Genomic DNA, 14,572 nt, shown 5'->3' on the forward strand with positions numbered 1-14,572 from the left:
TATAAGTATGTTCTATATAAAATGGCTTTTTTAAATTAAGCCATTTTTATAATTAATTGATTTATATTTTTACAATAGCTTTTTTTAATATTTTTTGATTAAAAATATATCCTACTTGAATTATTTCTTTTATTATATAATTTTTATCTTTTTTAATTTTGTTATAATTATTTATTTTATGAATATTTTGATTATATTTATCTCCTACTTTTCCTATTTTTTTAATTTTATTTTTTTGTATTATTTCCAGAATAGATTTTTGTATTAAAGATATTCCTTGAATTTCTGAATTATTTTTATTCTTTAATTGAGGAAAAATCAGGATAATTTTATTTATATTTTCTAAAATTAGAATAAATTTTTTAAAAAATTCTGTAATTTTATTTTTTTTTATTAGTTTATTTTCTTTTTTTTTTTCTTTTTTTATATTTTCAATTTTAGCTAAAAGTCTTAATGGAGCTTCTTTAATTTTTTTTTCTATATCTAAAATTTTTTTATTAAATTTAAATATTTTTTTTAATATTTTTTTATTTTTATCTTTTTTAGAACTTATATTATTAGAAATTTCTTTCATAGATTGATTTATTTTTTTTTTTTTTTTTATATCATTTTTTTCATTTTTTTTAGAAAAATTCATAATAGATCCTAATAATGTTAGATTGATAAATTTATTATTTGAATTTTTTTAAGTGATTTTATATTTTTTTTAAAAGCATAAAATTTTTAAAATAATGAAATATTTGTTTTTAAAAAAAATTTTATAAAGTATTAAAGTTAATCAAATTTTAAACAGAAATTATATGAATTTAATGTAAATAGATATTGATAATAAAAAATTTTTAATAAATAAATATAAATTAAACATATATTTTATATAAATTTAATAAAAAAATATTTAAAATTTTTATTTAAAAATATAAATTTTAATAGTTATTTAGTTAAAAATTGGAGTTGGCGGGATTTGAACCCGCGTCCAAAAAAATTTATTTTACTTAAGCACTACATGATTAGTCTTATATTTATTTTTTTTTATTCTTTTCTTATTAAAGACATTTAAAAAGAACGTAATGTTTTTATTGAAATATTATTAAGCCAAAACATAAACTTAAAAATTTAATCTCTTATTTTTTTTGACCATTTATAAAGAATTTTATCTTTTTTTTGTAAAAGATTAAAAAAACAAATAAAGATTTAAATGGGCTTTTAAAACAGTTTTTAAGCTGCTAAAGCGTAATTTTGTTTATTTTTTGCAGATATTTTTTTTCGGTTTTTTAAAGAGGCAAACCGAACCTCTTCATGCGCATTAGTAAATAAATTTTTTGTCAAATCCAAAATCAACCCCATTTATTAATATGATATAAAAAATTTTTTAAATTTAAAAAAATTATTTTGTTAATATTATAATATTATATTATGTCATAATACAATATTATTCATAAAATTAATTTTTTATAAAAAAAATAATAAAATTTAAATATCTATTTAAGGTGTTATATATGAACATAATTTCTAAAATACAACATCAAATTTCTATTAATCCTATTATTATTTATATGAAAGGTTCTCCAGAGTTTCCTAGTTGTGGTTTTTCTTCAAGAGCTATAAATATTTTGTTAGCTTTAAAAGTAAAATTTGCGTATATTGATATTTTACAAAATTCAGATATTCGTTCTGCATTACCTAAATTTTCTAATTGGCCTACTTTTCCTCAATTATGGGTTTCAGGTAATTTAATAGGTGGTAGTGATATTATGATGGAGATGTTTGAGAATGGACAATTAAAAAAGATTTTAGAAAAATCTCTATATAAAAATAAAAAAAATATTTTATGAAAGTAAAATAAAAAAATTTGTATAACGTCTATATTTTATAATATCATGAGATATGATGTATAAATTTATTTCATCATATCTTATATTATATATTTTTTGAATATTAAGTTTTTTTAAAATATATTTTTTTATATCTCTTCCATTTTTTTATTTTTAATAGGCCAACCGCCTATTTTTTTCCAAAGATTTACAATTTTACAAAATAAATTCGCTGTTTTTAATGTATCATATACAGCAGAGTGTGCTTGGTTATTATCAAAAGATACTCCCATTGCTCGGCAAGCTTTTGATAAAACAGTTTGACCTACAGTTAATCCACTTAAAGAAGCAGTATCAAAAGTAGAAAATGCATGGAATGGATTATTTATAGATTTTGTTCTATGAGATGCAGCCATAATAAAATTATGATCAAAAGTTACATTATGACCAACAATAATAGCTTTACTACATCCATATTTTTTAATTCCTTTAGAAACAATTTTAAAAATTTCTTTTAACATTTGTTTTTCGCTAATTGCACCTCTAAAAGGGTTAAATGGATCTATTTTATTAAAAGATAGGGCTTCTTTATGTATTAAAGATCCTTCAAAAGGTTTAATATGAAAATGTATTTTTTTATCAATTTTAAGCCATCCATAGCTATTCATTGTTAATGTAATAACTCCAATTTCAAGCAATGCATCAGTCATAGGATTAAAACCAGCTGTTTCCACATCAATAACAACTGGATAAAATGTTCTAAATCTTTTGCTTAATAAACTTTTTTTTTTTTTTTTATACATTTTGATTCCATAATAAATATATTAATATTTAATAGATACTAATTTTTTAAATATAATAATTTATTTTAAAAAATTTTTATAAAATATACGTTTTATATTTATTAAATTAATTTAATTTTTTAATTTAAAATTTAACATATTCATCTTATAATGTTAAGAATAATAAATAAATTTTTACAATTAAATATTTTAAATTTAATTAAATATTTAAAAATATGTAAGAAATTTATATAAAACGTTAAACATAGTATATTGAAAAATTTTATTTTTAAAACATTTTTGGAGTAAAATTCATGATATATAAATTACCTAAATTAAAATACAAGTATAATGATTTAGAGCCTTATTTTGATGCACAAACTATGAAAATTCATCATACTAAACATCATCAAACATATATTAATAATTTAAATAATGTGTTATCTAAAACAGAGTTTTTAAATTATACACAAAAAAAATTATTATCTAATTTACATATTTTACCTAAAAAATATCAAACTTTAGTAAGAAATAATTTAGGAGGTCATTTTAATCATAGTTTTTTTTGGAAAAATTTAAAAAAAAATACTATTTTACAAGGAGAATTAAAAAAATCTATCGAAAAAAATTTTTTAAGTATAGAAAATTTTAAAAAAGAATTTATACGACAGGCGATGAATCATTTTGGTTCAGGATGGGTATGGTTAGTGAAATCAAATGGTAATTTATTAATTACCACTACTTCTAATCAAGATAATCCATTAATGAATTATGATTTTATAATAACTAAAGGTTTCCCTATTATTGTTTTAGATTTATGGGAACATTCATATTATTTAAAATATCAAAATAATAAACTAGATTATATTAAAGCATATTTTAATGTTATTAATTGGGACGAAGCTAGTACACAATATTTAAAATATTAAAATTATTTTTATATAAATTAATATTAATATTTTATTTATTTTTTTAGGAATGTAAATATAAATATTATATTAATTTATAATTAAATGTGATTGTATTTTAAAAAATTTTATAGAAAATTTTTTGGATAATAATTATGCATAAGATAAAAATGATAGTAGGATTAGGAAATCCTTTTAAAAAATATAATCATACTCGTCATAATGTGGGAATATGGTATTTAAAATTGTTATCTAATTTTTTTAATGAAAATTTTAAAAATAGTAAAAAATTTTCTGGATATATAAGTAAAATTTTTTTTTTAAAAAAAAAAATTATATTGTTTATTCCAAATATTTTTATGAATTTAAATGGTTTAGCTATATTTCAGATATCAAGCTTTTATAATATTAATTTAAGTGAAATTTTAGTAGTTCATGATGAATTAGATTTATCTCCTGGTATTTTAAAATTTAAATATGGTTATGGAAGTAATGGACATAAAGGTTTAAAAAATATTATTCAAATATTTAAAAAAAAAATTTATTACACACGTTTATCAATTGGTATTGGTCGTCCTCATAAAGAACAAGATGTTTCTAGTTTTGTACTTTCTAAACCTAGATTAAATGAAAAAAAAAAAATTTTGAAATCTATTAATAAATCAATTCATTCAATTTTCTCTGTAAATATTAAAAATAATTAAATTTATTTAATAAAAAATTTTTTAGTATTCTTTTTTTTAAAATTTTTTATATAAATTATATTTAAATATTTTTAATTTAAGGCATAAATTATGCATGTAAAATGTGGAGTAATTGGATTACCTAATGTAGGTAAGTCTACTATTTTTAATATTTTAACTAAATCTAAAGTATCATCTTTAAATTTTCCTTTTTGTACCATTTCTCCAAATATAGGATTTTCTCAAGTTTATGATAATAGGTTGATTACTTTAAAAAATATTGTTAATCCAAGTAAATTAATTTCAACTATAATAAAGATAGTTGATATTGCTGGACTAGTTAAAGGAGCTTCAAAAGGAGAAGGATTAGGAAATAAATTTTTAAATCAAATTAGAGAAGTAGATGCTTTAATTCATGTAGTTAGAGTTTTTAAAGATGATAATATAATGCATGTTGAAAATTCTATTAATCCAATACGTGATATTAATATTATTAATACAGAATTAATTTTTTCGGATATAGAAATTTGTGAAAAAAATCTTTTGAGACTTCAAAAAAATAAAACTTTAAATAAAAATGAATTAGTTGAAGAAAAAAATTTATTAAAAAAATGTTTGTTATATTTAAACAAATTTTATTTATTACGTACATTAGATTTTTCTTTAAAAGAAAAAATTTTAATTAATAAATTTAAATTTTTAACATTAAAACCAACTATTTTTTTAATTAATATACATAAAAATACTTCTAATAATATTTTTTTAGATAAAGTAAAAAATTTTTTGAAAAAAGATTTAAAAAATGTAATTTGTCCAGAAATAATTAAAAATAATGCTGATAGAGATTCACAAAATTATATAGAATTAAATGAAATTATTATTGCAATATATAAAATTTTAAATTTAGAAACTTTTTTTACAGTAGGTCAAAAAGAAGTTCGAGCATGGTCTTTCATAAAAAATTCTAAAATTATTAAAGTAGCAAAAATTATACATAGTGATTTTAAAAAAGGTTTTATTAGAGCAAAAGTAATTAGTTATGAAGATTTTATTCGATATAAATCTGAAATAAATGTAAAAAAAGCAGGAAAATTAAGATTAGAAGGTAAAAAATATATAGTTCGTGATGGAGATATTATTCATTTTTTATTTAATATATAAAATTTTTCCTATTTATTAAAATTTATAGAGAGGATTTTTCCTCTCTAATTTAAGATTTTATTTTTTTAATAAAATTTTTTTTAATGCATTAAATTTTGGTTCTATATTGTAAGATAAATCTTTTAAATGCAAAATATCAGAAATATTTTTTTTAGGTTTTAATTTAATATTTAAAATTTTTTCTACTGTATCTTTAAATTTAATTGGATGCGCTGTTCCTAAAAAAATTCCATATTCATCTGGATTTATTTTTTTTTTTAATACAGTATATGCAACAGAAGCATGAGGTTCAGAAATATATTTATATTTGGTGTATAAATTTTTGATATTTTTTTGAGTTTTTTTTTCAGAAACATATCCATATTTTAATTCTTTAATATTCCATTTTTTTTTACGAAAAATTTCTTCTACTCGAGGCCAATTGTTTGGTCGACTAATATCCATTGCATTAGAGATAGTAGAAATAGTTTTATAAGGATTCCAAATTCCTGTATCTAGATAGCGTGGTACAGTGTTATTAGAATTTGTTGCTAAAATAAATTTTTTAATAGGTAAACCCATAGATTTAGATAACAGACCTGCTGTTAAATTTCCAAAATTACCACATGGTATAGAAATTACTAAATTATTTTGTAAATTTTGAGGAAGTAAATGAAAAATTTCAAAAAAATAACATATTTGTGCAAATAGTCTACTAACATTTATTGAATTAGCAGAATTTAGTCGTGTTTTTTCTTTAATTTCATTATCATAAAAAGCTTTTTTAACTAATTTTTGACATTCATCAAAACTTCCATTGACTGATATAGTTGTAACATTATTTCCTAATGTACAGAATAATTTTTTTTGTATATCACTAATTTTTCCTTTAGGATATAGTATAACTACTTTAATATTTTTCATTTTATAAAATGCATGAGCTACAGCCGCACCTGTATCTCCAGAAGTTGCAGTTAATATAGTTATTGATTGATTTTCTTTTTTATTCAAGCAAGATAGTATTTGAGCCATAAATTTTGCACCATAATCTTTAAAAGCTAATGTTGGGCCATGAAATAATTCCATACAATAAATATTATTTGTAATATTTACTATTTTAGGTCCAGAAAAATTAAATGCAGATTTAACACTATCTTTAATTTTATTTTTTTTAATTTCAGATCCTATTAAAATAGATAAAATTTCTTGACTACGAGATACAAATTTTTTATTTAATAATGTTTGAATTTTTTTTTTAGAAAATACTGGTAATTTTTTAGGAAAAAATAATCCTTGTTTTTTTCCTAATCCAAATTTTACAGCTTGCGAAAAATTTACTTTTTCTTTTTTATCTTTAAGATTATATAATTTCATTAGATTTTTTTCCTATTTTTCTAGCACCTATTGAATCTATTTGACATATATAAGAAAATCCTTTTTTATTTTGAATATAGTTTTCTAAAAAATATTTTTGTATTTTTTTTGCTATGATTTTATTTTCACAAATAGAAAAAATTGTTGGTCCAGACCCTGAAATTCCATATGCTATAGAACCTATTTTTTGAACATTTTTTTTATGTAGAGAAAAATTTTTTAAAAGTTTTTTTCTGTATGGTTCTGCTATAACATCATGCATGCATGATGCAGCTAAATTACTTTGTTTAGTATGTAAAGCATGTATAAAACATGATAAATTTTTGCTATTTTGTATACAATCTTGTTTAGAATAAGAATGAGGTAAAACAGATCTAGATTTAGATGTAGATAATTTAATTCCAGGCCATGCAATAACCCAAAACCAATTTTTAAAGTAGGGTATATTTTGATAAATATTATTTTTTTTTTCTAAAATTAATTTAATACCGCCAAGATAAGAAGGAACAACATTATCATAATGTATTGCACTTGAAACGTCTTTTTCTAATATACCCATTAATTGTATTAATTCTTTTTCTTTTAAAGGTTTTTTAAAAAATATATTTAAAGCAACTAAAGTAGCTACAATAGAAGATGCGCTTGATCCTAATCCTGAACTTACAGGAAGATTTTTTTCAAGTATAATATTTACATTTTTTTTTTTTTTAATTTTTTTACAAAATATATTCCATGCTTTCCAAGTTAAATTATCATATGTAGATATTGGTAGTTCTTGAGAGAATTTTCCGGTATTTGTTAATTGAAATTTTTTAGAAGATTTAATAGTCACCATATCTCCTAAATATTTATTTTGAATTGGAGCAATAGCAGCGCCTAGTATATCAAAACCTACACTTAAATTCCCAATTGAAGCTGGTGCATATATTTTTATCATTATTGAACTCCAGATAATTTATACTACAGTTTTTAATAAATCAGATAAAACTCCAGATGCAGTTACTTTTTTTCCGGCTCCATATCCTCTAATTACTAATGGCATAGGTTGATAATATTTTGTATAAAAAGATAATGCATTTTCACCATTTTTAATTTCATATAATGGATCTTTTATATCTACTTCTTCAAGTTGTACTGTACATTTTCCTGTATTACTAATTTTTCCAATGAATTTTATTTTTTTACAATTCTTTTTGGCAATTTTGATTTTTTTTAAAAAATATCGATTAAAATTTTTAGTTTCTTGTAAAAATTTTTGAATATTAATATTTGAATTACATAATTGAGGTAAAATTTTTTTAATTTTAATATCTTTTAATTCTAGCGAATATCCAAACTCCCTAGCTATAATTAATAATTTTCTTGCTACATCTAATCCAGATAAATCTTCTCTTGGATCAGGTTCTGTTAGTCCTTTTTTTTTAGCTTGCTTAATAGCGTCTGAAAATAATATTTTTTCTTCTAATTTTCCAAAGATAAATGATAAAGAACCAGATAATATTCCTTTAAAACTTATAAGTTTATCTCCTGTTTGTTTTAAATTTTGAATAGTTTGAATAATTGGTAAGCCTCCTCCAACGTTTGTTTCATAAAAAAATTTTTTATTATTTGTATAAGTTTTTTTTCTAATATTTTTATAGTCGATCATATTTCCAGTATTAAATTTTTTGTTTGCAGTAATAATGTTAAATTTATTTTTAATGAAGTATAAATATTTTTTAGAGAGTTCGTTACTAGACGTACAATCTACAATAGAAGGGTTGATAAAATTATTTTTTTTAATAATTTTTTTTATTTTATTAATAAGAAATTTTTCTTTAAGATATTTTGTTGTAATAGTATTAAATTTTTTTTTCCATGTATTAATTTTTATTCCATTTTTTTGAAATAGTATTTTATTAGAATTAGAAATTAAACATATTTTAATTACAATATTTTTCTTTTTTAAAGATATTTTTTCTCGATGTATTTGTTTAATTAAAGTTTTCCCTATTCCTCCAATTCCAAATAAAAATATTTGAATAATTTTATAATTATTTATTATTTTTTCATGTAATAAATTTATAATTTGGTTTTGATATTTAGATTTAATAATTAAAGAAATAGAATTATTTGAAAAATTTTGTAGATCAAACATAGTTTTTATATTTAAATCATATAAAATTTGATTTAAATTTTGAATTATTCTTTTTTTATTTAATTTATTTTGTATAATTGAAATAATAGAAATTTTTTTATAAATTTTTTTTTTATATATTTTTTCTTTATTAAAAATTAAATTTTTAATTATAAAATCTATTTTTTTAAAATTTTTTTCTTTAAAATAAACGTTTATAGATGGTATATGAATTAAATTTATAGATAAAAATAATATTATAGAGTTTTTTTTATTAATTTTAAGTAAATTTTTATATATTTTATTTATATTTTTAGGATTTAATGTTTTAATTATAAATATATTTATATCTTCTATATAAGCGATATTTGGATATATATTTTTTATTTTTTTATTTTTATAATTTGAAATTTTAGTTCCAATAAAATTTTTATTAAATGTATTTTTTATATAACAAGGAATATTAAATTTTTCTAATGGATAAATAGTTTTCGGATGAAGTACTTTAGCTCCTAAATTAGATATTTCCATAATATTTTTATATGAAATTTTTTTTATAATTTTAGCGTTAGGAACAATTTTTGGATCACAAGTTAAAATTCCATCAACATCAGTCCAAATTTCACATAGTTTAGATTTAATACAAGCGGATAATATAGCTGCTGAGTAGTCTGAACCATTACGACCTAATAGAACTAATTCTTTTTTTTTATTTCCTGCTATAAATCCTGGCATTAAAATAATAGAATTTTTTAAAAAATTTATTTTTTGAATTTTTCTTATAGATTTAGAAATATTAACGTAAGAATCTAAAATATTTCCTTCAGCTAAAATATTTTTTACTGGATTAATTAATTTAACACTATGACCTTTAGTAAATAATATATTTTTCATAATTTGTGTAGATAATATTTCTCCTCGAGATATAACTTGAGCAAATATATAATCAGAACATTGATTTAAAAGATATATATTTTTAGAAGTATTTTTTAAAAATAAAATTTCATGATTGATTTTTTTTATTATTTTTTTTAATAAAAATTTTTTATTATTTTTATAAATATCTTGAACTATGGTATAAAATTTATTTTTTATATTTTCAATTTCTTTTTTATAATTTTTATCTTTGATTAAAGACAACTGTATTACTTTTTCTAAAGAATTTGTAATAGTTGCTGGAGCAGATAATACTACAGCAGTTTTTTTTATTTTAGATTTTTCTTCAATAATTTTTGATACGAATGTAATTTTTTTTGCATCAGCTAATGAAGTTCCTCCAAATTTTAAAACATGAGTCATTTTAAATTGTCCTATTTTAATAATTTTTTAAATTATATAATTTTTTTTTAATTTAAGTTTTTTATAATTTTTTAAATCTATAGATTTTCGATGTAATTTAAAATTTTTGATAATTTTATTAAAATTTTTTTATCATAATATTTTATTTTTCTTTTTTATTTATGAATACAATTATATTTATAAAATGTTTTAGTTACACTTATAAATTTCTATTTTTTATATTCTAATATAGAAAAATTTATTATTTTAGTATATTATAAAATTTTATGTACTATAAATTATAAATTTATTTAATTTTTTTATAATATTTTTCTTTTTAAATTATTTATTATCTTTTGCATAAATATTTGTATTAAATAAAATATAAAATTAATATATAAAAAATTTTATAGAAGTTGTTATACCTATATATATGTAAAATTCTATAATAATAGAATTATAAATATACATTTCTAAAAAATTAAAAAAAGTTTTTGTAATAAAATAATTTCAATATGTTTATAAAAAAATTATTTTTTTATTGCAAATTTATATCAAGCTATTCAAATAAATTATTAAATATATTTTTTGAATTTATTACTTTGATTGATTTAAATAAAAATTTTTTTAATTTAGATATAAAAATATTAAAAAATTTAGATCATAGTATTTATGATAAAAACTTTTTTTATAGAAAATATTATTGATTCTTTATATATTTTAAATAAATTTTTGAAATTGTTAAAGTTGAATAAAATTAAAATTTTTATCTATATTACGTTATTTTAGATAAAAAATAATACAGAGAAGAAATAGATTATGTAGGATTTTTTCTATAACAAGTTATTTTTATATAGATAATTATATAGATTATTCTAAATTCTATGGTTATTACCATATAATATTTTTATATTTTAGTTTTAATACAATATAAGTAATAAATTTTTTAAATTTTAAATAATTTATTTATAATGTATAATATTTTACAAAATAATTTTTTAATATTTAAGTTGTATATAAATATTTTATATTTATCAAATATAAATACTATTATTTATAAAGAGATTTTTTTAAAATAATTCATTTAATTTATATTAAATATTTAATATTTAATTAATTTTTTTAATTATACATTGTTAAATATGAATCTCTTTTATGTTTTCATATCAAAGAATTATTTTATAATTAATAAATATTTTTAATTAAATAAATATATTTGTAAAATAAATACTTATTGTTAAGATATTTATTTAATTATATTTGATAAAAATTTTTTTTAATGTATTAAAATATTTTTATAGATATTTTAAATTTAAAAAAAATAAAAAGATAAATACATATATTTTAAAAATGTATATAAATTTTAATAAAATTATATCATGAAAAAATAAAATTTTTTGAATTTAGAATATAAATTCTATGTGTTTATAATTAATTTTTGTGATAAATTTATTTAAAAAAATTATTTTTATATTTTCTTTTTAAATATTTTTTTTCAAGATTTGTTTTTAAAATGTATAAAATATATGCTTGATAAAAGATTTTATTTTTTTTTATTTTCCATGGAATTTTTTTTTTATTATAAGTAATGAAAGTTAATATTTTCCATATTTCTTTAATTTGATTGATAATTTTTTTAGGTATGGATAATAGAAAAGATGCTTTTTTCAAAATAAATTTTAAAGAAAGACGTATAGCATTTACATGAGTAATTTTATTTTTTTTTTTTATTTTTATGATATTAAAAATATATGGATACCATAATATTGCAGACCATAAAAGAGATACATTATTTTTTTTTTTATTTTGAAATCTTTGATCATTTTTTTTTAAAATATAAATAATTAATTTTTTAATTAAGAAATTAATTTTATTATTATAATATAGAAAAGGAAAAGGAAAAATTATTTTTAATAAAGAAAAATTTTTAAGTTTTTGATAAGCTTGATATCCAAATCCCATTTGTAAAAGTTTATTTAATTCATTATATAATCTAGCTGATGGTACATGCGATATTAATTTAGATAATTTAGGAATGGCTGCTGCAGTTCTTTTTTCTATTTTCATATTTAATTGTACAGAAAATCTAATTACTCTAAGTATTCTTACTGGATCTTCTCGGTATCTTATTTCGGGATTTCCAATTAATCGAATTATTTTCTTTTTTATATCTTGAATACCTCCTACATAATCACGAATACTTAAATCTATTACATTAAAATATAAAGTATTAATAGTTAAATCTCTTCTTTGTGCATCTTCTTCTATTTGTCCAAAAATATTATCGTATAACAGAATTCCTGATTTATCTTTTTTTTTATAAATTTTTTTATGATTTTTATTATGATGATGGCCTCTAAACGTAGATACTTCTATTGTTTCTTTTTTAAACATAATATGGGCAATTTGAAATCTTCTTCCGATTAATCGACAGTTTTTAAATAACTTTTGTAATTCTAATGGAGTAGCGCTAGTAGCTAAATCAAAATCTTTTGGTTGATTTCCTATAATAAGATCTCTTACACTTCCGCCTACGAGATAAGCTTCATAACCTGATTTATGTAATCTAAATAAAATTTTAATTGCATTTTTACTTATTTTATTTCGAGATATATTATGTTTTTTTTTAGTAATTATTCTCATATGATTTTATTTCTAGTAATGTATTTTTTGTTTATTTATATATTGACTTTTAGTAGTAATTTTTATATTTTTTTATGTAAATAATACAATTTTTATTTAAAAAAATTATAACTATGATAGTGAAATAAGATTATATCCTTTTCACTATCTTTTTTAAGGTTATCCTAGAATTTGTTTATCTCTTATTTCTTCGAGTGTTTTACAGTCAATACATAAATTGGCAGTAGGTCTAGCTTCTAATCGTTTAATTCCAATTTTTACTCCACAAGAAAAACAATAACCAAATTCTTTTGATTGTATTTGTTTTAAAGTTCTATTAATTTTTTTAATTAATTTATTTTCTCTATCTCTATTTCTTAGTTCTAAATTAAATTCTTCTTCTTGTACAGCTCTATCAATTGGATCTGGAAAATTAGAAGATTTTTTAGAAATATCATATACATCTTTTTTATTTGTATTAAGTTGTTTTTTCCATGTTTCAAGAATAGTTTTAAAATGATTAATTTGTTTAGGATTCATATATTTTTCATTTTTTTTACTTTTATATGAAGATACTCCTGCAATTGAAAGAATACTTAAAGAAGATTTTTTTATTTTTTTTTTTTTATGCATAATATAATCCTTAATAAAATTTTTAAAAATTAAAAATATAACATTATTTACAGATTTTATAATATACATTAGATATTTATAATATGAAATGAAATATTTCATTTTAAAAAAAACTTAAAATTTTTTGTAATTTTTTTAAATATTTTTAAGTTTTTAAAATTTTTAGTTTAAATTAAATTTATTTGTAATAAGGTGTTAATATATGTTCAATTTAGCTTTTGGAATCGAATATGATGGAAGTAATTATTATGGATGGGAAAGTCAAATACGAATTTATTCAATTAAAAATATATTAGAATATGCTATATCTAAAATAGCTAATCATAAAGTTAAAATTTTTTGTGCTGGAAGAACTGATTCTGGAGTACATGCATATAATCAAGTTATTAGCTTTAAAACAATTTCTAAAAGAAAAAAAAAATCTTGGATACAAGGTGTAAATAGTTTTTTACCTAAAGACATTTCAGTAATATGGGTTCAACATGTTTTAAATGATTTTCATGCACGTTATTCTGCTATTTCAAGAAGTTATCGTTATATTATATATAATCATACTATTAGATCATCTATTTTACAAAATAGAGTAAATAATATTTTTTTTGATTTAGATGTTAAAAAAATGTATCAATCTAGTCAAATTTTAATTGGAGAACATGATTTTTCTTCTTTTAGAGCTTCTCGATGTCAATCTTATAGTTCTTTTAGAAAAATTATATATATTAATGTATATAGAATAAGAAAATATTTTATAGTAATTGATATTACTGCAAACTCTTTTTTATACCGTATGGTTCGGAATATTGTTGGATCTTTAGTTGAAATAGGACGTGGTAGAAAAAGTAAATCATGGTTATTATATGTTTTAAATATAAAAAATAGAAATATTTCTGGTCCAACAGTATTAGCTAAAGGTTTGTATTTATTATCTGTAAGTTATCCTATGCGTTTTAATATATCTAATCAAAATATAAATTATTTTTTTTAGTTTGCTTGAGAAATTTTTTTTAATATTTAAAAATTTTTTATTAATAAAATAAATTTTATATAATTAAATAAAAAATTTTATTATATAAAATTTTTAAAGTATAAATTTTATTTTTATATATCAAAAATTTAAAGATTGATATATTAAAAAAATTATTAAATATTTTTAAAATTTTTTTATATAAAAATATAATTTTGTATTCTAAATAATGTTATTTAAATTTTAATTTAAGAGAAAAAA

Annotated in this window: 12 protein-coding genes and 1 other RNA gene; 5 read left to right on the plus strand and 8 right to left on the minus strand. The window is 18.1% G+C overall.

Features of this window, described 5'->3' with window-relative positions; translation table 11 throughout:
- Positions 1–61 precede the first annotated feature (61 nt).
- Positions 62–637: a nucleotide exchange factor GrpE gene (gene grpE, locus AB4W58_RS00730; RefSeq protein WP_367674185.1), complete on the minus strand. Its 576-nt coding sequence runs from the start codon at positions 635–637 to the stop codon at positions 62–64.
- A gap of 308 nt (positions 638–945) precedes the next feature.
- Positions 946–1,342: a transfer-messenger RNA gene (ssrA, locus tag AB4W58_RS00735) on the minus strand.
- Between the two features lie 154 nt (positions 1,343–1,496).
- Here ssrA and grxD point away from each other — a divergent pair.
- On the plus strand, positions 1,497–1,832 hold the full coding sequence (gene grxD / locus AB4W58_RS00740; protein ID WP_367674186.1) for a Grx4 family monothiol glutaredoxin: 336 nt from the start codon (positions 1,497–1,499) through the stop codon (positions 1,830–1,832).
- A gap of 128 nt (positions 1,833–1,960) precedes the next feature.
- Here the strand turns inward: grxD and rnt are convergent, their stop codons facing one another.
- A complete protein-coding gene (gene rnt, locus AB4W58_RS00745; RefSeq protein ID WP_367674187.1) occupies positions 1,961–2,614 on the minus strand; it encodes a ribonuclease T in 654 nt (217 codons plus the stop codon).
- 293 nt (positions 2,615–2,907) lie between these two features.
- Here rnt and AB4W58_RS00750 point away from each other — a divergent pair, with 293 nt between their 5' ends.
- The 3 genes from AB4W58_RS00750 (at position 2,908) to ychF (ending at position 5,345) form a co-directional block, all read left to right on the plus strand.
- Entirely contained in the window at positions 2,908–3,522 is a 615-nt protein-coding gene (locus tag AB4W58_RS00750) for a superoxide dismutase (RefSeq protein WP_367674188.1), read from the plus strand.
- A gap of 149 nt (positions 3,523–3,671) precedes the next feature.
- Positions 3,672–4,205 (plus strand): aminoacyl-tRNA hydrolase, encoded by a 534-nt coding sequence (gene pth / locus AB4W58_RS00755; protein ID WP_367674243.1) that lies wholly within the window; start codon positions 3,672–3,674, stop codon positions 4,203–4,205.
- A gap of 90 nt (positions 4,206–4,295) precedes the next feature.
- Positions 4,296–5,345, plus strand: coding sequence for a redox-regulated ATPase YchF (gene ychF / locus AB4W58_RS00760; RefSeq protein ID WP_367674189.1), 1,050 nt, complete (start codon positions 4,296–4,298; stop codon positions 5,343–5,345).
- A gap of 57 nt (positions 5,346–5,402) precedes the next feature.
- On the opposite strand, the gene thrC is transcribed toward ychF, so the two are convergent.
- From thrC to dksA, 5 genes are all read right to left on the minus strand, one after another.
- Complete coding sequence (thrC, locus tag AB4W58_RS00765) at positions 5,403–6,698, minus strand: threonine synthase (protein WP_367674190.1); 1,296 nt, start codon at positions 6,696–6,698, stop codon at positions 5,403–5,405.
- The gene (gene thrB / locus AB4W58_RS00770) at positions 6,685–7,635 is read right to left on the minus strand and encodes a homoserine kinase (protein WP_367674191.1); all 951 of its coding nucleotides are present in this window, start codon (positions 7,633–7,635) and stop codon (positions 6,685–6,687) included. Before thrB ends, thrC begins: the two co-directional genes overlap by 14 nt.
- A gap of 18 nt (positions 7,636–7,653) precedes the next feature.
- On the minus strand, positions 7,654–10,113 hold the full coding sequence (gene thrA / locus AB4W58_RS00775) for a bifunctional aspartate kinase/homoserine dehydrogenase I (protein ID WP_367674192.1): 2,460 nt from the start codon (positions 10,111–10,113) through the stop codon (positions 7,654–7,656).
- A 1,428-nt stretch (positions 10,114–11,541) separates the two neighbouring features.
- Entirely contained in the window at positions 11,542–12,735 is a 1,194-nt protein-coding gene (pcnB, locus tag AB4W58_RS00780) for a polynucleotide adenylyltransferase PcnB (RefSeq protein WP_367674193.1), read from the minus strand.
- 159 nt (positions 12,736–12,894) lie between these two features.
- The gene (gene dksA, locus AB4W58_RS00785; protein WP_367674194.1) at positions 12,895–13,347 is read right to left on the minus strand and encodes an RNA polymerase-binding protein DksA; all 453 of its coding nucleotides are present in this window, start codon (positions 13,345–13,347) and stop codon (positions 12,895–12,897) included.
- 202 nt (positions 13,348–13,549) lie between these two features.
- Here dksA and truA point away from each other — a divergent pair, with 202 nt between their 5' ends.
- Complete coding sequence (truA, locus tag AB4W58_RS00790; protein WP_367674195.1) at positions 13,550–14,332, plus strand: tRNA pseudouridine(38-40) synthase TruA; 783 nt, start codon at positions 13,550–13,552, stop codon at positions 14,330–14,332.
- The last annotated feature ends 240 nt before the right edge of the window (positions 14,333–14,572 follow it).

It is taken from the genome of Buchnera aphidicola (Chaitophorus sp. 3695), from assembly GCF_964058985.1.
GTDB classification, from domain to species: Bacteria; Pseudomonadota; Gammaproteobacteria; order Enterobacterales; family Enterobacteriaceae; genus Buchnera_J; species Buchnera_J aphidicola_BQ.